Consider the following 23439-nt stretch of genomic DNA (forward strand, 5'->3'; position numbering starts at 1 on the left):
TGCATGTATTAGGCACGCCGCCAGCGTTCGTCCTGAGCCAGGATCAAACTCTCCGAAAAAGTACAAAACCGAAGTTTTGCTTTTCGCCAGTTTGACTGACTACCTATGAAGTATCATAGGATTTTTTATAAAAACTCGAATTAACAGGTACGTTTTGTCTTGTTTAGTTTTCAAAGATCATCTCCGCCGTTCTTAGCGGCTTTAATAATATAACATTTCGCTTCATCTTATGTCAACAACTTTTTTCAAGTTTATTTCCCGAAGCGTTTTGTGTTTGTCACTGTGTGTCAGCGACGATTAATAATATATCACGAAAACTTTCTTTCGGTCAACGCCTTTTCAAAACTTTTTTTGAAATAGTTTTATTAAGCATCTTAAACCCTTGCCCTGCATACAATCAAGTAACAATCTTGGACAAGGCAGGAGTGTTTGAATTGAGTCGATTATATGTGTTGCCTATTAAACGGCTGAAGCAAGTTGTCATTATTCTTGTAGCAGCCCTTGCAGCTGCAACCTTTTTTTATGTACAAAAGGCACCGCCGCTGTCGGTATTTAAAACTGAACATGGACCCCGAGCCATTTATAAAGGCGAGACTTCATCAAAACATGTCTCTCTCACTTTTAATATTGGCTGGGGGGATGAGAAGGCTGTTCCTATTTTAAATGTCCTTCGAGAGTACGGTATAAAGAACGCCACCTTCTTTCTGTCTGCTTCTTGGGCTGAGCGTCATCCTGATATCGTGAAACAAATTAGGGAGGACGGCCACCAGATCGGAAGCCTCGGCTATGCTTATAAAAATTATAGCCAGCTTGAAGATAGTGAAATCAAGCAAGATCTTGTCCGTGCACAAAATACATTTCAAAAGCTTGGACTAGATGACATTCAACTATTAAGACCGCCAACTGGACAGTTTAACGAAACAGCACTAAAAATTGCCACACAGTACGGTTATACCGTTGTTCATTACAGTATCAATTCACAGGATTGGCTGAATCCGGGTGTCGACCAGATTGTTCAGAATGTAAATGATCGAATGAAAAGCGGGGACATTGTTCTCCTTCACGCCTCAGATTCAGCAACCCAAACCGCTCAAGCCTTACCCGCTATTTTGAAACAAATAAAAGAAAAACATTTAAAAAATGTGACGGTTGGCGAACTGATCTCCAATACGAAAACAAAGTCATCAGAAGTTAAGTAGCTTTCGCTTTTGAAAACCGCGGCATCGCTAACAGCTGAAACGCATTACAGCCTAATAGCGGGAACAGCATTAAATACAGCCAGTCCTCTTCATTGACTCTGAGCGCCGGGAACCATTCTAACGATGTGATGACGACCATGAGAAACATTGCGGAAATAAATGTTTTCTTAGAGGACTGCTGCTGTTTAAAGTAAGCCACGATCAATGCAAACACACCAATAAATATAGGCAGCCACAAGTATGGAAGAAATGATTCATTTTCTCCGAAAAACAAAAATCGCAAGTAAGCTAAATCAAACAGCACAAAAATCACAAGAAACAGCTGAATGGTATTCCACAAAGAATGTGACCGGAAAATCTCTAACGCAAACCGGTGCACCGTCAAGAAGACAACAAACCCCATCTGACTAATGACACTAAAAATCATTCCTACACCAATGAACCAAAACAACACAGATGCGATCTCTAGAATTTCAAACGATATAAAAAGCTTCTGATATTTCCCCCACTCCAGCGCAAAGCCTACCACGCTTGTAATGACCGCTCCAACAGCTAGCACAGAGAAGAAAAAACGAACTAAATCCCGACTTTTCATTGAATTGATCCAACCCCTATTTTTGTTATGTATAAATTTACGTGAAACATTCATATTAAAAGTAAGACATGTAACGAAAGGAGCCACAGTATGTCAAAAGGCATCTTGCGTATAATGAGCTGTTTTCTTCTTTTATCTCTAACAGCTTGTGCTCCCAAAACCCAATCCTCATCTAATATGGACTATGACGAAACAAAAAAAATGGTCGTCGATATATTAAAGACAGATGACGGTAAAAAGGCCATTCAACAGTTATTAAATGACGAGGCAATGAATGAAGCTTTGGTAATGGATGAACAAACTGTGAAAAAAACGATAGAGAAAACACTGACTTCTGATAAAGGCAAAGAGTTCTGGAAGAAGGTCTTTGAGGATTCTAAATTTGCCGAGACTTTCGCAAAATCCATGCAGCAACAGCATGAAAGAATGTTAAAACAGTTAATGAAGGATCCTGACTATCAACAGCTGATGATGGATATTCTCAAGGATCCTGAGATGGAAAAAAAATACGGTGAACTTGTAAAAAGCAAAGAGTTTAGAAAGCACTTAGAAAAAGTCATTACGGAAACATTAAGCAGCCCTCTTTATAAGAAGAAATTCGAAGATGAGCTCAAAAAGGCAGCATCTGAGAGCGGCAGTGATTCCGGCTCGCAAGGAAGCGACAGTTAAACATCACCCGAGTGGCGTTCATCCACTCGGGCTTTCATTATGCTTTCACTGCTAATTGTTCAATGACTTTATTCGCAATGTGTTGATACACTTCTCCTGTCGGATGACTTGCATCATAGACAGAAGGCGCGAAATCATCCTCATTCCAATCAGGCTGTCTTAAAGGAATTTGGCCAAGGACTGATACACGCAGCTCTTCAGCCAGCTTTTCCCCGCCGCCTTTTCCAAAAACGTATTCCTTTTCACCTGTTTTTTTGCTTTCATAATAGCTCATATTCTCAACGACCCCGAGCACTTCATGATCTGTTTGCAGTGCCATTGCGCCTGCTCTTGCTGCAACGAAGGCAGCCGTTGGATGCGGTGTAGTGACAATGATTTCTTTACAGCTAGGCAGCATTGTATGAATATCAAGCGCTACATCTCCCGTTCCAGGCGGAAGGTCTAATAGTAAGTAATCTAATTCTCCCCACTCAACTTCGTGGAAGAAGTTATTTAACATTTTTCCAAGCATCGGTCCTCTCCAAATAACCGGTGCATTTTCTTCAACAAAAAAGCCCATTGAAATCACTTTGACACCAAAGCGCTCCACAGGAATAATTTTTTCCCCTTTAACTGTTGGTCTGACAGTGATTCCCATCATATCCGGTACACTAAAGCCATAAATATCAGCATCAATCAGCCCGACTTTTTTCCCTAGACGAGCGAGCGCTACAGCAAGGTTAACAGAAACCGTCGATTTACCAACGCCGCCCTTTCCACTCGCAATCGCTAAGAACTCAGGCGGATTTTTAGAGTTAAGCAGGGTTTCTTCCTCATCTTGTGATGGCATAAACTTTTCAAGTGTTTCCTGAGGCAGTTCCTCAAAACGAAGTCCTACTGTGTTAGCGCCTGCTGCTTTCAAGGCTTGTACGATGTCTTGCTGCAGCTTCATCTGCTCAGCAGTGCCTGTTTTGGCAATAGCCACCTTCAGGCTCACATGCTCTTTCTCAGGCTTTAGGCTGATTTCCTTGATGGCATCCAGCTCACCAAGCGGTATATGAAGGAAAGGTTCGTCCATCTTCCCAACTAGTTTTCTCACATCATCTTGTCCGATCATAGCAGAACCTCACCCTTTATTGAATTCGTTTACAATCCAAGTATATCATACATATCCTTACAATGTCTGTCCTGTTTGCCTGCGATCAAAAGGAAAAAGCCCCTTATTCAGGCGGCTCTTTTTGCTCTGTTAAATATCTTAAAATCCCTTTATAAATAGAGGCAGCAATTTGATCCTGATATTTAGGTGTTGCCAGCTGTCCAGCCTCTTTCGGGTTGGAGAGAAATCCAATTTCCACAAGAGCTCCTGGCTTTGTGACATTTTGCATTAAATAAATGCCATTAATCCGCTTCGCCTTTCGATCTGTGTTTTCAAGATTCCTGCGCAATTCATCTTGAATGAACTTGGCTGCCTTTTCATTTTCTTCATACTTTCCGTAAAAAAACGTCTGAGCCCCGCTCCATTTGTTTGATGGTATCGCATTTAAATGAATGCTTAAATAGAGATCCGCTTCAGATTCATTGATGACTTTGACGCGGTTCCTTAAATCCTCCGCTTTCTTCCGGGCATAACCCTTTGTATTCTTTGATGATAAATCAGAATCATCCTCTCGGGTCATGAGAACAAGTGCTCCCTGCTCCTGCAAATAGTCACGTATCTTCATGGATACATCCAGTGCAATCTCTTTCTCAAGCAGCTCTCCTCCTACAGCCCCGCCATCTGGACCGCCGTGACCCGGATCTAAATAGATGATCTTCCCGCTTAGAGGCAAATTCCACGATTTCCATGAATCATCATTTAGAAATTGAAACCTGAATAAGAATAAGAGGACAATAAACCCAATTAAAAACCCTGTCCACTTCAGCTTTCTTTTCATCCCTGTCCCTCCCATACACCATTATTTTATAGATATGGGACAAGGGCTGGAAATATGCTTAGTGCAGCCGAAGCTTGTGTCTTTTTTCTGATTCACGAAAGCCTTCCTGCCACCACATGCTTAAAAAATCCTTCGCAAATGGATATAAACATGACATCTTCCGCTCCATACGGAACATATTCCCCCATGATTGCAAGCATCCTGCCAGCTCTTCAATCAGCTCAGCTTCCTCCTGGAAGGACCGCTTTTTGATATCGTCGAATGATTCGCCGTATTTACTCGACTCACCGTATCTCCCGCCAGCTAAGAAAGCTTCAATGGCGAAATCGATGCAGCCATCACTCATAATACCCGCTGGATCATCTGCAAATGGAAACAGCTTCTTTGTGAATTTCTCGGAAGCAGCCGTTACTTGTTGAAGAGACAATGTACGCAAAAGCTTCTTTTCAAGCGTGACATCTCGTTTTGTTTTCAGTTGATAAAATGAAAGCACTTCTGCCATGGACTGAACTCCTTTTTTCTTTGTATTGTTCGTTGGTTTGAACAAAACATGCAGTTCAGTAAATGGAAATGACGGCCTGTGAACGATCGGAATGGAAAATTGTGATAAAATAAACATTTACATATAGAAAGAACAATAAAGGGGCAAAATCAATGAAGAAATGGATGTATATTCTGCTGCTATTAACAGTCGTCTTATCTGCATGCAGCAGTCAAGCCACAGAGAAAAAGAGCGATATAAAAGGAATAGAAGACATATCCTTAAAACAACTTTCAACACACAAAAATACGTATCTCGGTGACAATTCAGCCATTCGTGAAATCTTATCAGATCTTCCTGGAGGCGTCATTCGTGAATTTGAAATCATCGATGGGAAAGCATTAGACGTCACGTATGGGATAAAAGAAAATGCCGGCTATACAGAAGAACAGTTTGACGCCTTCTGGTTTGATCAAAAGGATACGATCGAAAAAACGTATTTATACAACGCCATCGCACTTTTTATTCTGGTCGATAACGTAGAGCAAGTGACACTTAACATGAGCTCTAAAGACGAGCCGTCCGTCACGTTTAAAAGAAAACAGCTAGAAAAAGAGCTCCCTCACCCTTTTAAAAAGTACAAAGACGATACAGCGCTTTGGCAAAAGGAACTGGTGGATGGAGTTGTGAAGTCAAAAAAGAAACGCCAAGATGTATACAAAACGTATCCAATGCAGAAATAATAAAACAGAGGGATGTTTCCCTCTGTTTTTTGGTGTTTATGTAGTAAAAGCCTGAATCAATCGTTGGCGAAAGTTTTGATCCACTGCTGAAGTAAGCATAAATTCGTTGAATACTCCCTCAATCCAGTGAGAATTGTTCGCTTTAGGATCATTGATAAAAAGTGAAATGGATATAGAAGAGATATCCGTTTTTCGATATAAAGCAGCTGTGAAAACAAACAACGTCGCTCCGCCTTTATACCAAATATATTGATCTTTTTCCGTCTTGAATGTTTCTCCCAGCACAATTTGGCTAAAAAGACTCTTTTCTTCTGTTATTAACAGCTCATCCTGGAGACGTTTCATAAAATGTGCATATTGATTGGTTGTAGACTTTGTCAACTTTTGCGTCAGTAATGATTGTATACGCCAGCCTAATAAGTTCTTTTTTTTCATTTTTTCTTCTAACGCCTTTTTATGCTCTGGGTCATTTTTCATGATATTAAAAATCTCATTCATTAGAGATTTGTATTGTTCTTCGGATACACCGCTCATTTTCTTGAATGCATCCCGCCGACGATCAGATACATAAGCGGACCACAAAATCACTGGCGTCAGTGCCATGAGTTCATCATGTTCTGTAAGACCTGCTTGTTTCATCTGGTCATTGATCTTTTCTAAGCCCAGTCGGTCAATCAAATAATCCGTACAAGCATTCGAACTGAATTGCATCATCCCTTTGGCAACATCTAATAAAGACGCATGCTCAGAAAAATCATTGACCTCCAGCCAGTACGCGTGCGCACCACCGTCTGTTCTATCAATATAAAACCGCTCTATATCAGACAATGCCACTTTTTCCTCTAGCTTGATGCCGCCGCTCGATACAGCTTTAACAAAATGAAATAAAACCACTAATTTCACCGTACTTGCAAGTGGCGTTTTTTGATCAGCATTCCACTCTAACACCACATCATCATTTTCAATGATTGTCACTGATACGTCCTTTTTGTTTTTTGCGACAAATGTCAAAAGATCTTCCTTCGTTTTTTTTCATATCTCTTTTATACAACAAGACTTGAACCCCCACGTAAAGTACGACCACACCTATAACAACTAGACCGATTTTGAGTAACATGTTTCTCCTTTCCAAATAACAGAGGTTTTACATGTTTAATATAACAAATATTTCAAATAAAGGCATAAAAAAGGCAGAGGTTCGTGAATCCTCCGCTTCTTGATGTCCTTATTCATGGGGCAAATGCAGCTTCATTCCTTCATGAGTGGCTTCAAACCCTAATTTCTCATAAAAATGGCGTGCTTCTGGCCTCTGTTTGTCTGTTGTCAGCTGGACCATATGACATCCGCGGTCGCTGGCGCGTTGAATGGCCCACTTTATAAGCAGCGAACCGACTCCTTTTCCTCTATGAGTCGAAGCCGTACGAACTCCTTCGATGGATGCTCTCCATCCTCCTTGATGTGTAAGAAATGGCGTCATGGTTAACTGAAGAACACCAACTGCTTCTTCCTGGTCACACGCAACAATGAGTTCAATATTTGGATCAGCATCGATTGAATGAAAGGCTTTAATATAGCTTTCTAATAACGGGCGAGTGTAACGCTCTCTCTTTTGACCTAACTTATCATCTGAAAGCATGAAAATGATTTTGTCGAGGTCTTCTTGCCCAGCTTCTCTACATGTCAATTGATTTAAATTCAATGAAAGCACCTCCTAGGATGGACGAAAACTATCTTCACTTACCAAAATACCAATTGAGACTGTTCTTCTATAAGATTTGATCAGCTGCTTTTTTTAACCACATAACTAGCCGGCAGTGTGTATCCTTGGAAAATCAATGATAAGAAAATGTGCATCAAAGATCCTCCCTCTTCTGCTTATTTGACCTGATTATATCAACATCGAAAGCGGAGTGATATTTGAAATGGCGAATTACTTCATATCATGAAAACTGATCAAGCCCTCTTCACGAACCATTCCTCTTGTAAGATGGCATAGTAAAACTCATCCCACCACTCATTTCCTTGTGGTATACATTTTTTAAAATATCCCTCTCTCCTCATCCCCATTTTCTCCATTACTCTCCACGAGGGCACATTTTCAGGCTGACAAGTCGCAATGATTCGATGTAAGTTCAGAGTGTGAAAACCATGATGTAAGACAGCATACGCCGCTTCTGATGCATAGTCCTTGTTTTGATAGGCAGGATTGAAAACCCAGCCAATCTCATATGTGTGCTCACCAAAGTAAGAATGAAACACAATATGCCCGATGCAAATCTGATCTTCTTTTAATAGAACAGCAAAATTCTTGGCTGTTTTAAGACTATTATTTTTGACAAAATCCTTCGCATCTTCTTTAGAAAAAACACCTTCCGGAATATACTTCATCACTGCCGGATCAGATGTATATGCATAGACATCCCGCCAATCACCCTCAGCAAATGATCGAACGATACACCTTTCTGTTGTTAGATTCATATGACACCCCCATAGACTTTTTTTAAAAACAGAAACCTTGCTATGATCCTATTTTATATGTTTCCATACAGAAAAAAACACAAATAAAAAAGCACCAGCAGGATGCTGATGCTTTTCTTATATGGTTTGTCTGTAACAAACCTTTGTAAAACGTCCATACAATATAAAATTGATTAACGTTTTGAGAACTGAGGAGCTCTACGTGCGCCTTTAAGACCGTATTTCTTACGCTCTTTCATACGAGGGTCACGAGTAAGAAGTCCAGCACGTTTAAGTGATGTACGGTACTCAGGATCTACTTCTAGAAGAGCACGAGAGATACCGTGACGAATTGCTCCAGCTTGACCAGAGAATCCACCACCGTGAACATTTACAAGAACATCGTAGCTGTTAGCTGTTTCTGTGATGTTCAAAGGCTGTTTCACGTCTTCGATTAAAGCAGCGAATGGAATGTATTCAGTAATTTCACGATTATTAACGACGATACGGCCTTCACCTGGAACTAAGCGAACGCGCGCTACAGAACTTTTACGACGACCTGTACCGTAATATTGAACCTGTGCCAAATTGTTAACCTCCCTTATAATTAACCGCGAAGTTCGTAAACTTCAGGTTGTTGTGCTTGATGTGGATGCTCAGAACCACGGTACACATTTAATTTTTTGAACATTTGACGACCTAGTGGACCCTTTGGAAGCATACCTTTGATAGCAAGCTCCAACATTTTTTCAGGGTAGTTTGTACGCATCTCAAGAGCAGTTCTTTGTTTCAAACCACCTGGGTGCATCGTGTGACGGTAGTAAATTTTGTCCGTCAATTTCTTACCAGTTAATTCGATTTTCTCAGCATTGATGATGATCACATGATCACCTGTATCAACGTGTGGTGTATAAGTTGGTTTGTGCTTACCGCGCAAAAGTGATGCTACTTCAGTAGAAAGACGACCTAGAGTCTTGCCTGCCGCATCAACAACTAGCCATTTGCGCTCAATTGTGCTTGCGTTCGCCATTGGTGTTGTACGCATGAGTTTCCCTCCTAAATAAATCAATGAATTTTCCTTGAATCAAATGCTACGTTCTATTTCAAAACACAGATAAGTCTTCCGGGGCTTATTTGTGGGGTTGAAATACATACCATATGATATCTTATAACTTTCTGCTTCCTGTGTCAAGAACATGTTACACCTGGTTTAGTTGTCATAGAAAACTTCCCATAAATACAGTCCGTGACTAGGCGCAGTCTTGCCTGCCGCTTCGCGATTTCGGGCGGCAAGCATGGCTTTTATCTCCTCAGGGTGAAATTTACCAGAACCGATTTCAAGCAATGTTCCAGCGATAATCCGCACCATGTTGTATAAAAAACCATTCCCTCTCACACGCATTTCAAGCCCGTCTGAGACGTTTTTCCACTCGAGGGCATAAATAACCCTCACCTTGTCCTGAACCTCTGTATTGGCCGCACAAAAGCTTGTAAAGTCATGTGTCCCAACCAGGTGCTCAGCGGCTTCTCTCATTTTATCGATATCCAGCCGGTAAGGATAGTGGCAGGCATACTGTCTCGTGAATACATTTTGGTGTGTTTCCGTTGAGACCTTATAACGGTACTCCTTCGAAACAACACCAAATCTGGCATGAAACGAATCATCGACCTCCTCAGCCTTTAGAACACGGATATCATCCGGCAGCATGCTGTTGAGGGCAAAAGGCCATCTCTCCATCGGGATCGAAAGCGGGGTCTCAAAATGGATGACCTGTCCCTTTGCATGGACACCACTGTCCGTCCGGCCGGAAGCCACAATCGGAATCAGTTCATCCTGTTTATGCATTCTTGCAAGGGCAGACTCTATCTCCGTCTGAACGGTTCGCTGCCCTGGCTGCACCTGATAGCCTTTAAAATGTGTCCCATCGTAGGATACGGTACATTTGACCTTCATCTAGGAATCACCTAATTTCTAAGCAGCACAAGGAGTGCTGTTAACAGGATGAATAGAAGCAGCGTGAACGTGTCCTTCATGCCCCAGACAAGCTGACGATATTTCGTCCGTCCTTCTCCCCCGCGGTAGCCTCTCGCTTCCATCGCGGTCGCCAGTTCCTCTGCACGCTTAAACGCACTGACGAAAAGCGGAACAAGCAAAGGAACGATAGCTTTCAGGCGATCCTTTAAAGGTCCGCTTGTAAAATCAACGCCTCGTGCCATTTGTGCCTTCATGATTTTGTCTGTCTCTTCTAATAACGTCGGAATAAACCGAAGAGAGATGGACATCATGAGAGCAAGTTCATGAACAGGCAGTTTGATTTTACGGAACGGGTGCAGCAGCTTCTCCATCCCGTCTGTCACTTCTATAGGCGTTGTGGTTAACGTAAGAAGTGTCGTCATCATAATGAGATAGACAAAACGGAGTGAAATGAAGATTCCCTGCTTTAGACCTTCTTCATAAATATTCAGAAAACCCAAGTGGAATAGCAAGGAGCCATCCTTTGTCATGAAAATATGCAGAATAAAGGTAAACAGGACAATCCATAGGATCGGCTTCATTCCCTTGAGAATAAAGTATAGCGGCACCTGAGAAACCATCACCACAAGGATGGTAAAGACACCTAAAAGCCCGTAAGTGATGTAATTATTAGCAAAAAAGACGATAAAGACGAAAAAGAAAATTGATAACAGCTTTGTCCTTGGATCAAGACGATGGACAAAGGATGAGCCTGGCACATATTTGCCGATAATCATACTATCCATCATGATGTCGTGTCCTCCTGATAAAGAGCTGTTAAGGCTTCTGCCATTTCATCCATGGTCAGAAGCGGCCTTGGAAACGTAATACCAAGCTTTTCTTCTACAGTCTGCTGGAATTTAATCGTTTCCGGGAGGTCGAGACCAAACGAAGACATGTCTGTACGATTGGCAAACAACTCTCTCGGCGTGCCTGTCGCCTTCACTGTTCCTTTATGCATCACAATCATTTGATCCGCATAATGAGCGGCATCCTCCATACTGTGTGTGACCAGGATCGTGGTGAGGTTTGCCTTTTGATGAAGGTCATAGAACATGTCCATAATTTCCTTCCGCCCGCGTGGATCCAGCCCAGCAGTCGGCTCATCAAGCACAAGCACTTCTGGCTCCATCGCTAAAACGCCTGCAATCGCCACACGTCTCATTTGACCGCCGCTTAGTTCAAAGGGAGATCGAGATAATAGAGATTCAGGAAGACCAACCAGTTTCAGCATCTCCTTCGCCTTCGCTTCTGCCTTCTCTTGAGGAACACCGAAGTTCATTGGACCAAAGCAGATATCCTTGAGGATGGTTTCCTCAAAGAGCTGATGCTCAGGAAACTGAAACACGATGCCTACCTTTTTCCGGAGGGGTTTCATATCCTTCTGCTTTTTATTGGCTTGTAAAATTGTCTCTCCAAGCGCAATGCTCCCCTTCGTTGGTTTGAGCAATCCATTTAAATGCTGCAGCAATGTAGACTTACCAGAGCCCGTATGACCAATGACAGCGACATAGCTGCCCTCTTTGATGGAAGCATTGACATCATACAAAGCGAGACGCTCAAACGGCGTTTTCATTTGATAACGATGCTCTAATTCTTTGATCGTAATGTCCATAGCTCTTTCACCAATCCTTCTTGTGTCAAATGGGCATTTGCAAGCGGCACACCTTGCTGCTTCAATTGCTTGCTCAATCGATAGGAGAATGGCAGATCAAGTCCAATCTGAACCAGCTGTTCATCTAGTTCAAATACTTCCTCTGGCGTTCCCTCGGCAAATTTCTTCCCGCCATTCATCACAATGACGCGGTCTGCCTTGGCAGCCTCGTCTAAATCATGTGTGATGGAAATGACTGTGACCGTTCCTTGTTCCTTCAATAGTCTAACAGTCTCTAACACTTCTTCACGGCCAATCGGATCAAGCATTGATGTTGCTTCATCCAAGATCATGATGTCAGGGCTTGCGGCAAGCACACCTGCAATGGCGACTCTCTGCTTCTGCCCGCCTGATAGATGGTGCGGCTCTTGATCAAGAAACTCCTGCATATTGACCTGTTTGACAGCCCAATCTACACGTTCTATCATCAATTCCCGCTCAACCCCGTTATTTTCTAAACCAAAAGCCACATCATCACGAACCGTTGAGCCCACAAATTGGTTATCTGGGTTTTGAAAGACCATTCCTACCTTTTTGCGAATATCCCAAACACTTTCTTCTTTGAGCTCAATCTCTCCAACCTTGACCGTACCAGCATCCGGTAAAATGAGCCCATTCAGCACACGGGCAAGTGTGGATTTACCTGAACCGTTATGACCAACAATGGCGAGCCATTCATTTTGATTCACATGCAGTGACACTTGATCTAAAGCGGGCTTGTCCGCATCCTTGTGATAACGAAATACAATGTCTTTTACGTCAATTAATGTCTTCCCCATCTCTACCGGACCTCCTCTCAGCTCAACCTCTTCTTTGCTTATTCCTAAAAAAGCCGTAGTACCTAAAAAAGGGCATAGATCCAGTTATGAACTGTCCCGCCCTTTCTTAGATACACGATATGTGATTAAACTAATTCAATGACAGCCATTGGTGCGCCATCGCCGCGACGAGGTCCAAGCTTCATGATACGAGTGTATCCACCTTGGCGATCTTCGTAGCGAGTTGCAACGTCAGCGAATAATTTTTGAAGTGCATCTTGGTTTGTTTCAGCGTTAGCTACTTCATTACGAATGTAAGCTGCAGCTTGACGGCGAGCATGAAGATCTCCGCGTTTGCCAAGAGTGATCATTTTTTCAACTACAGAGCGAAGTTCTTTCGCACGTGTTTCAGTTGTTTCGATGCGTTCGTTGATGATCAAATCAGTCGTTAGGTCACGAAGCATTGCTTTACGTTGTGCACTAGTGCGTCCTAGCTTTCTGTATGCCATGTGATGTCCCCTCCTTAATTAGAGATGCTGTATGAATAAAAAACACACGAAAATCCTAGTTCACAATGAAACTAGTCAATCGTCTTTACGAAGACCCAGTCCAAGTTCTTCTAGTTTCGCTTTCACTTCTTCAAGAGATTTACGTCCAAGGTTACGAACTTTCATCATATCCTCTTCTGTCTTGTTAGCAAGCTCTTGAACAGTGTTAATACCCGCACGCTTCAAACAGTTGTAAGAACGAACAGAAAGATCAAGCTCTTCAATTGTCATTTCAAGCACTTTTTCTTTTTGGTCTTCTTCTTTCTCAACCATGATTTCAGCATGCTGAGCTTCGTCAGTTAACCCAACGAAAATATTCAGGTGTTCAGTTAAAATCTTAGAACCTAGAGCGATCGCTTCTTTCGGTCCTGTGCTTCCATCAGTCCATACATCTAGTGTTAATTTATCATAGTTTGTGATTTGCCCAACACGGGTGTTCTCCACTTGATAAGTCACACGAGATACAGGTGTATAGATTGAGTCGATCGGAATCACACCGATTGGCTGATCGTCTCTTTTGTTTGCATCAGCAGGATTATACCCGCGACCTCTTTGTGCAGTTAAGCGAACACGGAAGCTCGCATTCTTGCCAAGAGTTGCGATGTGAAGATCTGGATTTAAGATTTCAATATCGCTGTCGTGTGTAATATCAGCAGCTGTTACAGTACCTTCATCTTGTACATCAATTTCAAGCGTCTTCTCTTCTTCAGAGTAGATTTTGAGTGCAAGCTTTTTAATGTTTAAGATAATCGTTGTAACATCTTCAACCACGCCTTCGATCGTTGAGAATTCGTGTAAGACACCATCTATCTGGATCGATGTTACAGCTGCACCAGGAAGTGAGGATAAAAGGATACGACGAAGGGAGTTCCCTAAAGTGGTACCATATCCACGCTCAAGTGGCTCTACGACAAACTTGCCATACTTGGCATCGTCGCTGATTTCAACCGTTTCGATTTTTGGTTTTTCAATTTCGATCATCTAATAAAACCCTCCTTCAAAACGTCGAAACCTCGAATAGAATCATATGAGATTCCATCCGAAATTCCTCATTGTTTAGTCCCGTATGTGCTCAGGCAACGAGTCGTGTATTCGTCTCATAAATAACTGTATCATAACCCATTATTGACAGGGACACAAAATCTATACAAACAAATTACACGCGGCGACGTTTTGGTGGACGGCATCCGTTATGAGGAACTGGAGTTACGTCTCTAATTGCAGTAACTTCAAGACCTGCAGCTTGAAGCGCACGAATTGCAGCTTCACGACCAGAACCAGGACCTTTAACAGTTACTTCAAGTGTTTTAAGACCGTGTTCGATAGAACCTTTAGCAGCAGTTTCAGCAGCCATTTGTGCAGCGAAAGGAGTAGATTTACGAGAACCTCTGAATCCTAATGCACCAGCACTTGACCAAGAAATTGCGTTTCCATGAACATCAGTAATCGTTACAATCGTGTTGTTGAAAGTGGAACGGATATGAGCGATTCCAGCTTCAATATTCTTTTTCACGCGACGTTTACGCGTATTTTGTTTACGAGCAGCAGCCATTCTTTAACTACCTCCTTTACTTATTTTTTCTTGTTAGCTACAGTACGACGCGGACCTTTACGAGTACGCGCGTTGTTTTTTGTGTTTTGTCCACGAACAGGAAGTCCTCTACGATGACGGATTCCGCGGTAGCTTCCGATTTCAATTAGACGCTTAATGTTAAGTGAAACTTCACGACGAAGGTCACCTTCTACTTTAAGTTTGTCAATGATATCACGGATTTTACCAAGTTCGTCTTCAGTTAGATCGCGAACGCGAGTGTCTTCAGAAACACCTGCTTCTTTAAGGACTTGTTGCGCAGTCGTACGACCAATTCCAAAAACATATGTTAAAGAAATGACAACACGCTTATCACGTGGAATATCTACACCAGCAATACGAGCCATGATTTGGGCACCTCCTTGTTATTAGCCTTGTTTTTGTTTATGTTTTGGGTTTTCACAGATCACCATTACTTTTCCTTTTCTGCGAATCACTTTACATTTTTCACAGATAGGTTTAACAGATGGTCTCACTTTCATGTGTTTCCAACCTCCTTCTTCCGGAGTTGCTTTATTTGTAACGGTACGTAATTCTACCACGAGTTAAGTCATATGGAGATAATTCTACCGTAACTTTGTCTCCAGGTAAAATGCGAATGAAGTGCATACGGATTTTTCCTGATACATGAGCCAAAACTGTATGGCCATTCTCTAGTTCAACTTTGAACATTGCGTTTGGCAAAGTTTCTGCTACAGTACCTTCCACTTCAATTACATCGTCTTTCGCCATTCAAGTGTTCTCCCTTCTTCAAATCAGTAACTTGCTCTCTGACAAATGTCCAAATGAGAATCTCTCAATTGTTCATCTATCACCCGACCTGTTTTGAATATACTGTTCTGAACTTCCGGAGATACGCAATCATAAAAGGTTATATGATTGATATTTTTTCTTAGGAGAATGAAATTTACGCTTTTCTCCGTCTGCGATTAGTACATGGCAGCCAACGAACATGCCGATGACACCTGTATACTGATCTTGTTCTTTCTTTGGACTATACAGACAACCTGCCCGATTTGGGCCTGAAAGGCTTCAGTGAAGACCTAAATCTTAGTCAGTATATCAAAACCTGTATCTGTAATCGCAATCGTATGCTCAAAATGAGCACACTTTTTCCCATCAACCGTTACAACCGTCCAGTTATCAGCCAATGTTTTCACATATCGGCTGCCTGCGTTCACCATCGGTTCGATGGCCAACACCATTCCAGGTTTTAGCCGCGGGCCTTTGTTGGGCGGACCATAATGAGGAATTTGAGGGTCCTCATGAAGATCCTGTCCGACCCCATGTCCAACATATTCTCTAACAACTGAAAAATTTTCATTTTCAACATACGTTTGTATGGCATGGGAAATGTTCGACAGACGTTCGCCTGGCTTTGCTTCCTGTAAGCCTTTATATAGAGATTCCTCTGTGACTTCCAGTAGTTTGCGGTCTTCATCACTGATTACCCCAACTGGATAAGTCCAAGCAGAGTCACCATGATAGCCATTTAACTTTGCGCCAATATCGATACTAATGATGTCACCATCACGTAAAACCCGTTTACCAGGAATACCGTGAACGAGTTCTTCATTCACCGAAACGCAAATGCTCCCGCGAAAACCATTATACCCTTTAAAAGATGGGATTGCACCCTGCTTTGTAATAAAACGTTCGGCAATTTGATCCAATTCTTTTGTCGAAATACCTGGTTTTATGTGTTTCTTCAGCTCTTCATGAGTCAGTGCGACAATACGTCCAGCTTCTCTCATAATCTCAAGCTCGCGAGGAGTTTTACAGATAATCATTTATTTAATCCTCCAAGCAGGTCCTTGATATCTGCATATACATCGTTAATGTGCTTCGCACCATCAATGTTTGCAAGATATCCTTTTTCTGAATAGAAGTTCAGTAAAGGCTCAGTCTGCTTTAAGTTTACTTCAAGTCTAGTCGAAACGGTTTCTGCATTATCATCTGCACGTTGATAAAGCTCGCCTCCACACTTGTCGCAAACATTTTCTTTCGCAGGTGGATTGAATACTAAATGATATGTTGCTCCGCAATTTTTGCAAATTCTTCGGCCAGTCAGACGCTCCATCAAAGCATCTTTATCGACTTTAATATTAATGACATAATCAATCGTTCTGCCAAGGTCCTTTAGAATTCCTTCTAAAGCTTCAGCCTGAGCGACTGTTCGCGGAAATCCGTCCAGAAGAAAACCTTGTTCACAATCATTTTTGCCAAGTCTTTCTCTAACAATACCGATTGTGACCTCATCAGGAACAAGCTCTCCTTTATCGATAAAGGATTTTGCTTCGAGCCCAAGTTGTGTCTCCTCTTTCATAGCAGCGCGGAACATATCTCCTGTTGAGATATGAGGGATCCCATAATCATCAACAATTCGTTCTGCCTGAGTGCCTTTACCAGCACCCGGAAGCCCCATTAAGACTAAGTTCATTTCGGATTTCCCCTTCCTTACTTAGAGAGGTTGGGCAGCTGCCCAGCCCTCTGTTTTATTTCATAAATCCACGGTAATTTCGTTTCACTAATTGGCTTTCAAGCTGTTTCATTGTTTCAAGTGCAACACCTACAACAATGAGAAGACTTGTGCCGCCAATTTGTGCAGCGGAAGGTAATCCAGCGAATTGAATGAAAAAGATAGGAAGTATTGAAATCACGGCTAAGAAAATGGCGCCCACAAACGTGAGTCGGTACAAAATGCTCGTAATTCTATCTTGAGTCATTTTCCCTGGACGAACTCCCGGGATATAGCCACCCTGCTTTTGCAGATTTTCAGCCATTTGTTCAGGATTGACTTGGACAAAGGCATAAAAATATGTGAAAGCAACAATCAGTGCTACATAAATCGTCATACCGATTGGCTTAGTATAGTCAAAGTTGTTGGTTATCCAAGTTGTCACATTATTGGTTCCGAAGAACGATGCGATCGTCTGCGGAGTAATAATGAAAGAAACGGCAAAGATGACTGGAATCACCCCTGCTGGATTCACTTTCAATGGAAGGTGCGTTGCTTGACTAGCAGACATTTGTGCACGGCCAGTTCCCTTTGAATATTGAATTGCAATCTTTCTCACTGCCATTTGAATGTAAATAACACCGATAACAATGACAAGAATGGCAATGACAATAAGGGCAATTTTAAGGATTTGCATGAACAGCTGTCCATCTCCACCTACAAATTGTTGAGCGTACACTTGTTTTAATGTTTGAGGGATACCAGCGATGATACCGGCAAAGATAATAATCGAAATACCATTACCAACACCGTGAGCAGTAATCTGCTCACCCAGCCACATTAAAAATGCTGTTCCCGCAGTGAGTACGACCGCAATTAAGAGATACGTTGAAACACCAGGGTTTTCAATCAGCATGCCTCCTGCCATATTATTGAATCCATATGACATTCCTAGCGCCTGGATAAATCCTAGAACAATTGTAAAATACCTTGTGAATTGTGCTAATTTTCGGCGGCCAACCTCTCCTTGCTTTGACCACTCAGTAAACTTCGGAACAACATCCATCTGCAAGAGCTGAATGATGATCGAAGCAGTGATATACGGCATAATCCCCATTGCAAGAATGGAGAATTGGAAAAGTGCCCCGCCCCCAAACGTGTTGAGGATTCCGAAAACACTCATTTGATCCTGTGCCTGGAGAACATCGGCGTTCACATTAGGCACAGGGATGAAAGCACCTATACGAAAGACGACTAACATTAAAAGTGTGAATATAATCTTATTCCGTATATCTTTCACGCGCATAAAATTGGAGATTGTCTTAAACAAGTTAGATCACCTCGGCTGTACCGCCAGCAGCTTCAATCGCTTCTTTCGCAGAAGCAGAGAATTTATTGGCTTTTACAGTTAATTTTTTTTCTAATTTACCGTTGCCAAGAATTTTTACTCCTGCTTTTAACTTGCTTATTGCACCAGTCTCTAGAAGAAGTTCAGGAGTTACTTCCGTTCCTTCGTCAAAACTGTTTAATCTGTCTAAGTTGATTACCGCGTAATCTTTACGGTTGATGTTTGTAAAACCACGTTTTGGAAGGCGTTGGAATAAAGGCATCTGACCACCTTCGAAACCAGGGCGTACACCGCCGCCAGAACGAGCGTTTTGACCTTTATGACCTTTACCAGAAGTTTTACCGTTACCTGATCCAATACCACGACCAACACGGTTGCGTACTTTACGTGAACCTTCTGAAGGCTTCAATTCATGAAGTTTCATTTGGGCACCTCCTTATCGATTAAAAATGTTTTATTGTTCTTTAACAGAAACTAAATGAGACACCTTGTTAATCATGCCGCGGATCGCTGCATTGTCTTCATGTACGACTGTTTGGTTTGTTTTCTTAAGACCAAGAGTACGAACAGTGACACGCTGATCTTCAGGGCGACCGATTACACTGCGTTTGAGGGTAATTTCTAATTTATTTGCCATTATTGTTCCCTCCTTATCCTAACAGGTCTTCTACAGATTTTCCACGAAGCTTCGCTACATCTTCAGCACGTTTAAGCTCACTTAAACCTTGAAGTGTTGCGCGGATCATGTTGATCGGTGTATTAGAACCTAGAGATTTAGAAAGGATATCAGCTAGACCAGCAAGCTCAAGTACCGCACGCACTGGGCCTCCAGCGATAACTCCTGTACCTTCTGAAGCAGGCTTCAATAGAACGTTTCCTGCACCGAATCGACCGATGATTTCATGTGGAATTGTAGTTCCAACCATTGGTACTTCAATTAAATTCTTTTTCGCATCTTCAACAGCTTTGCGGATCGCTTCTGGTACTTCTTGTGCTTTACCAGTACCGAAACCTACATGACCGTTTTTGTCACCGACAACAACTAAAGCTGCAAAACGGAAACGACGTCCACCTTTAACAACTTTCGCTACGCGGTTAACCGTAACTAAGCGTTCTTCTAACTCTAATTTGCTTGGGTCAATACGACTCATTCGGATGTGTCCCTCCTTCTTTTATTAAAATTTAAGTCCAGCCTCACGAGCAGCTTCAGCTAGAGCTTTTACACGTCCATGATATAGGTATCCTCCGCGGTCAAATACCACGTTAGAGATTCCTTTTTCAACAGCACGTTTTGCAACAAGTTCGCCAACTTTCGTAGCAGCTGCAGTGTCAGAACTATTCTCGATCTTTAACTCTTTATCAAGAGTAGAAGCACTTACAAGTGTTACACCGTTAACATCATCAATTACTTGAGCGTAGATATTCTTGTTAGAACGGAAAACGTTAAGGCGAGGTCTTTCAGCAGTACCTGAAAGTTTCGCACGAACACGAGCATGTCTTTTAAGACGAGTAGCGTTTTTGCTAGTTTTCGTAATCATCCGAGTCACTCCTTTCTTCACATTAAGCGATCTTACTTACCAGTTTTTCCTTCTTTACGGCGAACGAATTCACCTTCGTAACGAATTCCTTTACCTTTGTAAGGCTCTGGAGCACGGACAGCGCGGATGTTAGAAGCTAGAGCTCCTACACGCTCTTTATCGATACCTTTAATGATTACTTTCGTTTGAGATGGAACTTCGATTTCAACTCCAGCCTCAGGAACGATTTCAACTGGATGAGAGTATCCAACGTTAAGAACAAGTTTGTTTCCAGATTTAGCTGCACGGTAACCGACACCGATAAGTTCTAAACCTCTTTCGAAACCTTTAGATACACCTTCAACCATGTTTGCAATCAAGCTACGTGTTGTACCATGTAATGCACGGTGTTCTTTATTTTCAGACGGACGGCTTACAGTTAAGACGTTGTCCTCAATTTTAATTTCCATATCAGGGTGAAATGCACGAGTTAGTTCACCTTTTGGTCCCTTTACTGTCACTGTGTTATCGTTGTTTGTCACAGTTACTCCTGAAGGGATCTCGATTAGTTTTTTACCTATACGAGACATACCAAGCACCTCCATTCATCTTAAACTTTTTTTACCATACGTAAGCAAGTACTTCTCCACCAGCTTGTTTAGCACGGGCTTCTTTGTCCGATAAAACACCTTGTGATGTAGAAATAATTGCGATTCCAAGTCCGTTAAGTACACGTGGTACTTCATTTGATTTCGCATATACGCGTAAACCAGGTTTACTGATTCTTTTAAGACCAGTGATAACACGTTCGTTGTTTTGACCGTATTTAAGGAACAAACGGATAATTCCTTGTTTGCTGTCTTCGACGTACTCAACGTCACGGATAAAACCTTCACGCTTTAAGATTTCAGCAATTTCTCTTTTGATTTTTGAAGCCGGTACTTCTAGCTTCTCATGACGTACCATGTTCGCATTGCGAATACGAGTCAGCAAATCTGCAATCGGATCTGTCATAACCATTATTTAATAACCTCCTTCCCATTTATGGGGATTACCAGCTGGCTTTTTTAACGCCAGGAATTTGTCCTTTATATGCAAGTTCGCGGAAACAAATACGGCAAAGTTTAAACTTACGAATAACTGAATGTGGACGTCCACAACGTTCGCAGCGCGTATACTCTTGAACTTTAAACTTTTGTTTGCGTTGTTGTTTCGCAATCATAGACTTTTTAGCCACGATTTCGCCTCCCTTTCATTGATTATTTCTGGAACGGCATACCTACTTGAGTTAATAACTCACGTGCTTCTTCGTCCGTATTGGCAGTAGTAACGATAACGATATCCATACCGCGGACCTTTGTTACTTTATCGTAATCAATTTCTGGGAAGATTAACTGTTCTTTAATACCAAGCGTGTAGTTTCCACGACCGTCGAAAGATTTCTTAGAAATCCCGCGGAAGTCACGTACACGTGGTAAAGACACAGAAATAAGTTTATCAAGGAAATCATACATGCGCTCTCCGCGAAGTGTTACTTTCGCACCGATTGGCATTCCTTCACGTAGACGGAATCCAGCAATAGACTTCTTCGCACGAGTAACGACAGGTTTTTGACCAGCGATAAACGTTAATTCTTCAACAGCAGTATCGATTGCTTTAGCGTTTTGAACGGCGTCACCAACACCCATGTTGATCACGATTTTTTCGATTTTTGGCACTTGCATTACTGATTTGTATTCAAACTTAGAAACTAATGCAGGTGTAATTTCTTTTACATACTTTTCTTTAAGGCGGTTCATGAGAAAGACCTCCCTTCCTTATTTACTATTTATCTAGAACTTGCCCAGATTTTTTCGCTACACGGACTTTCTTTCCGTCCTCAACTTTATATCCAACACGTGTCACTTCACCCGTTTTAGGATCAAGCGGCATTACGTTTGATACGTGAATCGGCGCTTCTTGTTCAGAAATTCCGCCTTGAGGGTTAGCTTGGGTTGGTTTAGAGTGTTTTTTCACAAGGTTAATACCTTCTACTAAAACACGTTCCTTTTTAGGGAAAGCAGCAAGGATGACACCTTGTTTACCTTTATCTTTACCAGAGATAACCACTACTTTATCGCCCTTTTTAACATGCATTTAATCGCACCTCCTTGAGTCGCGGATTGTATTCATTAAAGTACTTCTGGTGCTAGAGAAACAATTTTCATATAGTTGTTTTCACGAAGTTCACGTGCTACTGGTCCGAAGATACGAGTTCCACGTGGGCTCTTGTCGTCACGGATGATGACACATGCATTTTCGTCAAAACTGATGTAAGATCCATCGTTTCTGCGAGCTCCGCTCTTAGTACGAACGATAACTGCTTTCACAACTTCACCTTTTTTGACAACGCCTCCAGGTGTTGCTTGTTTAACCGTACAAACAATGACATCACCGATGTTAGCCGTTTTACGTCCAGAGCCACCAAGAACTTTAATCGTTAGTACTTCGCGTGCGCCAGAGTTGTCAGCTACTTTTAAACGAGTCTCCTGTTGAATCATTAATGTTACCTCCTTTCGGAAAAAGAAATCCGAACTTTATTAGATAATAACGGCTTCTTCGACAACTTCAACTAGACGAAAGCGTTTAGTCGCAGATAAAGGACGAGTTTCCATGACCTTTACGATGTCTCCGATTTTTGCTTGGTTGTTTTCATCATGTGCTTTTAACTTTTTAGAGTATCTTACACGTTTTCCATAAAGTGAATGCTTTTTGTATGTTTCAACTACAACAGTGATGGTTTTATCCATTTTGTCAGAAACAACACGACCTTGATACACTTTACGTTGGTTACGTTCGCTCATGTTTGCGGGGCCTCCCCTCTAATTATTATTTATTAGCAGCGATTTCTCTTTGACGAATCACAGTTTTCATGCGTGCGATTGATTTACGCACTTCACGAATGCGAGCAGTATTTTCAAGCTGCCCAGTCGCTAATTGGAAACGAAGATTGAAAAGTTCTTCTTTAAGAGACTTTACTTTTTGTTCAATTTCAGCAGTGGTAAGGTCACGAATTTCATTAGCTTTCATTTGATTCACCACCAATTTCTTCACGTTTTACGAACTTCGTTTTAATTGGCAATTTGTGAGATGCAAGACGAAGAGCTTCACGAGCAACTTCTTCAGACACACCAGAAATTTCAAATAAAACTTTGCCCGGTTTTACTACAGCTACCCATCCTTCTGGAGCACCTTTACCGGAACCCATGCGGACCTCTAGAGGTTTAGCTGTGTATGGCTTAGAAGGGAAAATTTTAATCCAAACTTTACCGCCACGTTTCATGTAACGAGTCATAGCAATACGAGCAGCTTCGATTTGACGGTTTGTGATCCAAGAAGCTTCAAGAGCTTGGATACCGTACTCACCGAAATGTACTTCAGTACCGCCTTTTGCACGACCACGCATTTTTCCACGATGTTCTCTGCGATACTTCACGCGTTTTGGCAATAACATA

The 23439-nt window shown here is 41.9% G+C and carries 38 protein-coding genes, 1 rRNA gene and 1 pseudogene; 3 read left to right on the top strand and 37 right to left on the bottom strand.

Annotation, left to right across the window (positions count from 1 at the left end; translation table 11 throughout):
* Window positions 1-59, bottom strand: a 16S ribosomal RNA gene (locus AAZR19_RS17980); the annotation flags it as partial.
* A gap of 375 nt (window positions 60-434) precedes the next feature.
* Here AAZR19_RS17980 and pdaB point away from each other — a divergent pair.
* A complete protein-coding gene (gene pdaB, locus AAZR19_RS17985) occupies window positions 435-1199 on the top strand; it encodes a polysaccharide deacetylase family sporulation protein PdaB (RefSeq protein WP_024425619.1) in 765 nt (254 codons plus the stop codon).
* On the opposite strand, the gene AAZR19_RS17990 is transcribed toward pdaB, so the two are convergent.
* The gene (locus tag AAZR19_RS17990; protein ID WP_041105692.1) at window positions 1192-1794 is read right to left on the bottom strand and encodes a KinB-signaling pathway activation protein; all 603 of its coding nucleotides are present in this window, start codon (window positions 1792-1794) and stop codon (window positions 1192-1194) included. The two genes, pdaB and AAZR19_RS17990, sit on opposite strands and share 8 nt — an antisense overlap.
* 90 nt (window positions 1795-1884) lie before the next feature.
* On the opposite strand from AAZR19_RS17990, the gene gerD reads away from it, so the two are divergent.
* The gene (gene gerD, locus AAZR19_RS17995; protein WP_041105690.1) at window positions 1885-2463 is read left to right on the top strand and encodes a spore germination lipoprotein GerD; all 579 of its coding nucleotides are present in this window, start codon (window positions 1885-1887) and stop codon (window positions 2461-2463) included.
* A 37-nt stretch (window positions 2464-2500) separates the two neighbouring features.
* On the opposite strand, the gene AAZR19_RS18000 is transcribed toward gerD, so the two are convergent.
* The 3 genes from AAZR19_RS18000 to AAZR19_RS18010 all read right to left on the bottom strand — a co-directional run bounded on the left by AAZR19_RS18000 (window position 2501) and on the right by AAZR19_RS18010 (window position 4878).
* Window positions 2501-3559, bottom strand: a complete 1059-nt coding sequence (locus AAZR19_RS18000) for an Mrp/NBP35 family ATP-binding protein (RefSeq protein WP_041105688.1) — start codon at window positions 3557-3559, stop codon at window positions 2501-2503.
* A 103-nt stretch (window positions 3560-3662) separates the two neighbouring features.
* A complete protein-coding gene (cwlD, locus tag AAZR19_RS18005; RefSeq protein ID WP_024425615.1) occupies window positions 3663-4376 on the bottom strand; it encodes an N-acetylmuramoyl-L-alanine amidase CwlD in 714 nt (237 codons plus the stop codon).
* Between the two features lie 58 nt (window positions 4377-4434).
* The gene (locus AAZR19_RS18010; protein WP_034283869.1) at window positions 4435-4878 is read right to left on the bottom strand and encodes a DUF2521 family protein; all 444 of its coding nucleotides are present in this window, start codon (window positions 4876-4878) and stop codon (window positions 4435-4437) included.
* A gap of 152 nt (window positions 4879-5030) precedes the next feature.
* On the opposite strand from AAZR19_RS18010, the gene AAZR19_RS18015 reads away from it, so the two are divergent.
* Window positions 5031-5600, top strand: a complete 570-nt coding sequence (locus AAZR19_RS18015; protein WP_041105682.1) for a DUF4825 domain-containing protein — start codon at window positions 5031-5033, stop codon at window positions 5598-5600.
* A gap of 36 nt (window positions 5601-5636) precedes the next feature.
* Here AAZR19_RS18015 and AAZR19_RS18020 read toward each other — a convergent pair whose 3' ends face one another.
* From AAZR19_RS18020 to rplP, 32 genes and pseudogenes are all read right to left on the bottom strand, one after another.
* Window positions 5637-6611, bottom strand: coding sequence for a serine hydrolase (locus tag AAZR19_RS18020; protein ID WP_434703922.1), 975 nt, complete (start codon window positions 6609-6611; stop codon window positions 5637-5639).
* Between the two features lie 214 nt (window positions 6612-6825).
* Complete coding sequence (locus tag AAZR19_RS18025) at window positions 6826-7299, bottom strand: GNAT family N-acetyltransferase (RefSeq protein WP_326350074.1); 474 nt, start codon at window positions 7297-7299, stop codon at window positions 6826-6828.
* A 254-nt stretch (window positions 7300-7553) separates the two neighbouring features.
* The gene (locus AAZR19_RS18030; protein ID WP_076839356.1) at window positions 7554-8078 is read right to left on the bottom strand and encodes a GNAT family N-acetyltransferase; all 525 of its coding nucleotides are present in this window, start codon (window positions 8076-8078) and stop codon (window positions 7554-7556) included.
* 173 nt (window positions 8079-8251) lie between these two features.
* Entirely contained in the window at window positions 8252-8644 is a 393-nt protein-coding gene (gene rpsI, locus AAZR19_RS18035; RefSeq protein WP_039175996.1) for a 30S ribosomal protein S9, read from the bottom strand.
* Window positions 8645-8664: 20 nt separating this feature from the next.
* Entirely contained in the window at window positions 8665-9102 is a 438-nt protein-coding gene (gene rplM, locus AAZR19_RS18040; RefSeq protein WP_003217042.1) for a 50S ribosomal protein L13, read from the bottom strand.
* 165 nt (window positions 9103-9267) lie between these two features.
* A complete protein-coding gene (gene truA / locus AAZR19_RS18045) occupies window positions 9268-10011 on the bottom strand; it encodes a tRNA pseudouridine(38-40) synthase TruA (RefSeq protein ID WP_041105676.1) in 744 nt (247 codons plus the stop codon).
* An 11-nt stretch (window positions 10012-10022) separates the two neighbouring features.
* Window positions 10023-10820 (bottom strand): energy-coupling factor transporter transmembrane component T family protein, encoded by a 798-nt coding sequence (locus AAZR19_RS18050; RefSeq protein WP_041105669.1) that lies wholly within the window; start codon window positions 10818-10820, stop codon window positions 10023-10025.
* Window positions 10817-11686, bottom strand: a complete 870-nt coding sequence (locus AAZR19_RS18055) for an energy-coupling factor ABC transporter ATP-binding protein (protein WP_024425606.1) — start codon at window positions 11684-11686, stop codon at window positions 10817-10819. Before AAZR19_RS18055 ends, AAZR19_RS18050 begins: the two co-directional genes overlap by 4 nt.
* Window positions 11662-12504: an energy-coupling factor ABC transporter ATP-binding protein gene (locus AAZR19_RS18060; RefSeq protein ID WP_008356549.1), complete on the bottom strand. Its 843-nt coding sequence runs from the start codon at window positions 12502-12504 to the stop codon at window positions 11662-11664. The genes AAZR19_RS18055 and AAZR19_RS18060 overlap by 25 nt, the downstream gene beginning before the upstream one ends.
* A gap of 125 nt (window positions 12505-12629) precedes the next feature.
* Window positions 12630-12992: a 50S ribosomal protein L17 gene (rplQ, locus tag AAZR19_RS18065; RefSeq protein WP_003216944.1), complete on the bottom strand. Its 363-nt coding sequence runs from the start codon at window positions 12990-12992 to the stop codon at window positions 12630-12632.
* 75 nt (window positions 12993-13067) lie between these two features.
* A complete protein-coding gene (locus tag AAZR19_RS18070) occupies window positions 13068-14012 on the bottom strand; it encodes a DNA-directed RNA polymerase subunit alpha (protein WP_003217009.1) in 945 nt (314 codons plus the stop codon).
* A 175-nt stretch (window positions 14013-14187) separates the two neighbouring features.
* Window positions 14188-14583 carry a 30S ribosomal protein S11 gene (gene rpsK, locus AAZR19_RS18075; protein WP_003217231.1) on the bottom strand — a complete coding sequence of 132 codons (396 nt, stop codon included), beginning with the start codon at window positions 14581-14583 and terminating at the stop codon, window positions 14188-14190.
* 20 nt (window positions 14584-14603) lie between these two features.
* The gene (gene rpsM, locus AAZR19_RS18080) at window positions 14604-14969 is read right to left on the bottom strand and encodes a 30S ribosomal protein S13 (protein ID WP_003217023.1); all 366 of its coding nucleotides are present in this window, start codon (window positions 14967-14969) and stop codon (window positions 14604-14606) included.
* Window positions 14970-14990: 21 nt separating this feature from the next.
* The gene (rpmJ, locus tag AAZR19_RS18085; RefSeq protein WP_003156543.1) at window positions 14991-15104 is read right to left on the bottom strand and encodes a 50S ribosomal protein L36; all 114 of its coding nucleotides are present in this window, start codon (window positions 15102-15104) and stop codon (window positions 14991-14993) included.
* Between the two features lie 31 nt (window positions 15105-15135).
* On the bottom strand, window positions 15136-15354 hold the full coding sequence (infA, locus tag AAZR19_RS18090) for a translation initiation factor IF-1 (RefSeq protein ID WP_003217190.1): 219 nt from the start codon (window positions 15352-15354) through the stop codon (window positions 15136-15138).
* Window positions 15332-15638 (bottom strand): annotated as a pseudogene (locus tag AAZR19_RS18095) (KOW domain-containing RNA-binding protein). The gene infA and the pseudogene AAZR19_RS18095 overlap by 23 nt, the downstream one beginning before the upstream one ends.
* Window positions 15639-15665: 27 nt before the next feature.
* Window positions 15666-16412 carry a type I methionyl aminopeptidase gene (map, locus tag AAZR19_RS18100; RefSeq protein ID WP_003217210.1) on the bottom strand — a complete coding sequence of 249 codons (747 nt, stop codon included), beginning with the start codon at window positions 16410-16412 and terminating at the stop codon, window positions 15666-15668.
* Window positions 16409-17062 (bottom strand): adenylate kinase, encoded by a 654-nt coding sequence (locus AAZR19_RS18105; RefSeq protein WP_076839358.1) that lies wholly within the window; start codon window positions 17060-17062, stop codon window positions 16409-16411. Before AAZR19_RS18105 ends, map begins: the two co-directional genes overlap by 4 nt.
* Before the next feature lie 55 nt (window positions 17063-17117).
* Window positions 17118-18410, bottom strand: a complete 1293-nt coding sequence (secY, locus tag AAZR19_RS18110; RefSeq protein ID WP_024425603.1) for a preprotein translocase subunit SecY — start codon at window positions 18408-18410, stop codon at window positions 17118-17120.
* Window position 18411: 1 nt separating this feature from the next.
* Window positions 18412-18852 carry a 50S ribosomal protein L15 gene (rplO, locus tag AAZR19_RS18115; protein WP_003216888.1) on the bottom strand — a complete coding sequence of 147 codons (441 nt, stop codon included), beginning with the start codon at window positions 18850-18852 and terminating at the stop codon, window positions 18412-18414.
* Between the two features lie 30 nt (window positions 18853-18882).
* The gene (rpmD, locus tag AAZR19_RS18120; RefSeq protein WP_003217067.1) at window positions 18883-19065 is read right to left on the bottom strand and encodes a 50S ribosomal protein L30; all 183 of its coding nucleotides are present in this window, start codon (window positions 19063-19065) and stop codon (window positions 18883-18885) included.
* 13 nt (window positions 19066-19078) lie between these two features.
* A complete protein-coding gene (rpsE, locus tag AAZR19_RS18125; protein ID WP_007496332.1) occupies window positions 19079-19579 on the bottom strand; it encodes a 30S ribosomal protein S5 in 501 nt (166 codons plus the stop codon).
* Between the two features lie 24 nt (window positions 19580-19603).
* The gene (rplR, locus tag AAZR19_RS18130) at window positions 19604-19966 is read right to left on the bottom strand and encodes a 50S ribosomal protein L18 (RefSeq protein WP_008356544.1); all 363 of its coding nucleotides are present in this window, start codon (window positions 19964-19966) and stop codon (window positions 19604-19606) included.
* Between the two features lie 32 nt (window positions 19967-19998).
* Entirely contained in the window at window positions 19999-20535 is a 537-nt protein-coding gene (gene rplF, locus AAZR19_RS18135; RefSeq protein ID WP_024425602.1) for a 50S ribosomal protein L6, read from the bottom strand.
* 31 nt (window positions 20536-20566) lie between these two features.
* A complete protein-coding gene (rpsH, locus tag AAZR19_RS18140; protein ID WP_007496327.1) occupies window positions 20567-20965 on the bottom strand; it encodes a 30S ribosomal protein S8 in 399 nt (132 codons plus the stop codon).
* 31 nt (window positions 20966-20996) lie between these two features.
* Entirely contained in the window at window positions 20997-21182 is a 186-nt protein-coding gene (gene rpsN / locus AAZR19_RS18145) for a 30S ribosomal protein S14 (protein ID WP_008356542.1), read from the bottom strand.
* Between the two features lie 22 nt (window positions 21183-21204).
* On the bottom strand, window positions 21205-21744 hold the full coding sequence (gene rplE / locus AAZR19_RS18150) for a 50S ribosomal protein L5 (RefSeq protein ID WP_003217159.1): 540 nt from the start codon (window positions 21742-21744) through the stop codon (window positions 21205-21207).
* A 25-nt stretch (window positions 21745-21769) separates the two neighbouring features.
* Window positions 21770-22081, bottom strand: coding sequence for a 50S ribosomal protein L24 (gene rplX, locus AAZR19_RS18155; RefSeq protein WP_008356538.1), 312 nt, complete (start codon window positions 22079-22081; stop codon window positions 21770-21772).
* Window positions 22082-22116: 35 nt separating this feature from the next.
* Entirely contained in the window at window positions 22117-22485 is a 369-nt protein-coding gene (gene rplN / locus AAZR19_RS18160; RefSeq protein WP_003216882.1) for a 50S ribosomal protein L14, read from the bottom strand.
* A gap of 39 nt (window positions 22486-22524) precedes the next feature.
* Window positions 22525-22788, bottom strand: coding sequence for a 30S ribosomal protein S17 (gene rpsQ, locus AAZR19_RS18165; protein ID WP_012008705.1), 264 nt, complete (start codon window positions 22786-22788; stop codon window positions 22525-22527).
* A gap of 25 nt (window positions 22789-22813) precedes the next feature.
* Complete coding sequence (gene rpmC / locus AAZR19_RS18170) at window positions 22814-23014, bottom strand: 50S ribosomal protein L29 (RefSeq protein WP_003217155.1); 201 nt, start codon at window positions 23012-23014, stop codon at window positions 22814-22816.
* A complete protein-coding gene (rplP, locus tag AAZR19_RS18175; RefSeq protein WP_003156478.1) occupies window positions 23004-23438 on the bottom strand; it encodes a 50S ribosomal protein L16 in 435 nt (144 codons plus the stop codon). The genes rpmC and rplP overlap by 11 nt, the downstream gene beginning before the upstream one ends.
* Between the last annotated feature and the right edge of the window lies 1 nt (window position 23439).

It is taken from the genome of Bacillus sp. Je.9.29.b, from assembly GCF_051129925.1.
Taxonomy (GTDB): domain Bacteria; phylum Bacillota; class Bacilli; order Bacillales; family Bacillaceae; genus Bacillus; species Bacillus safensis.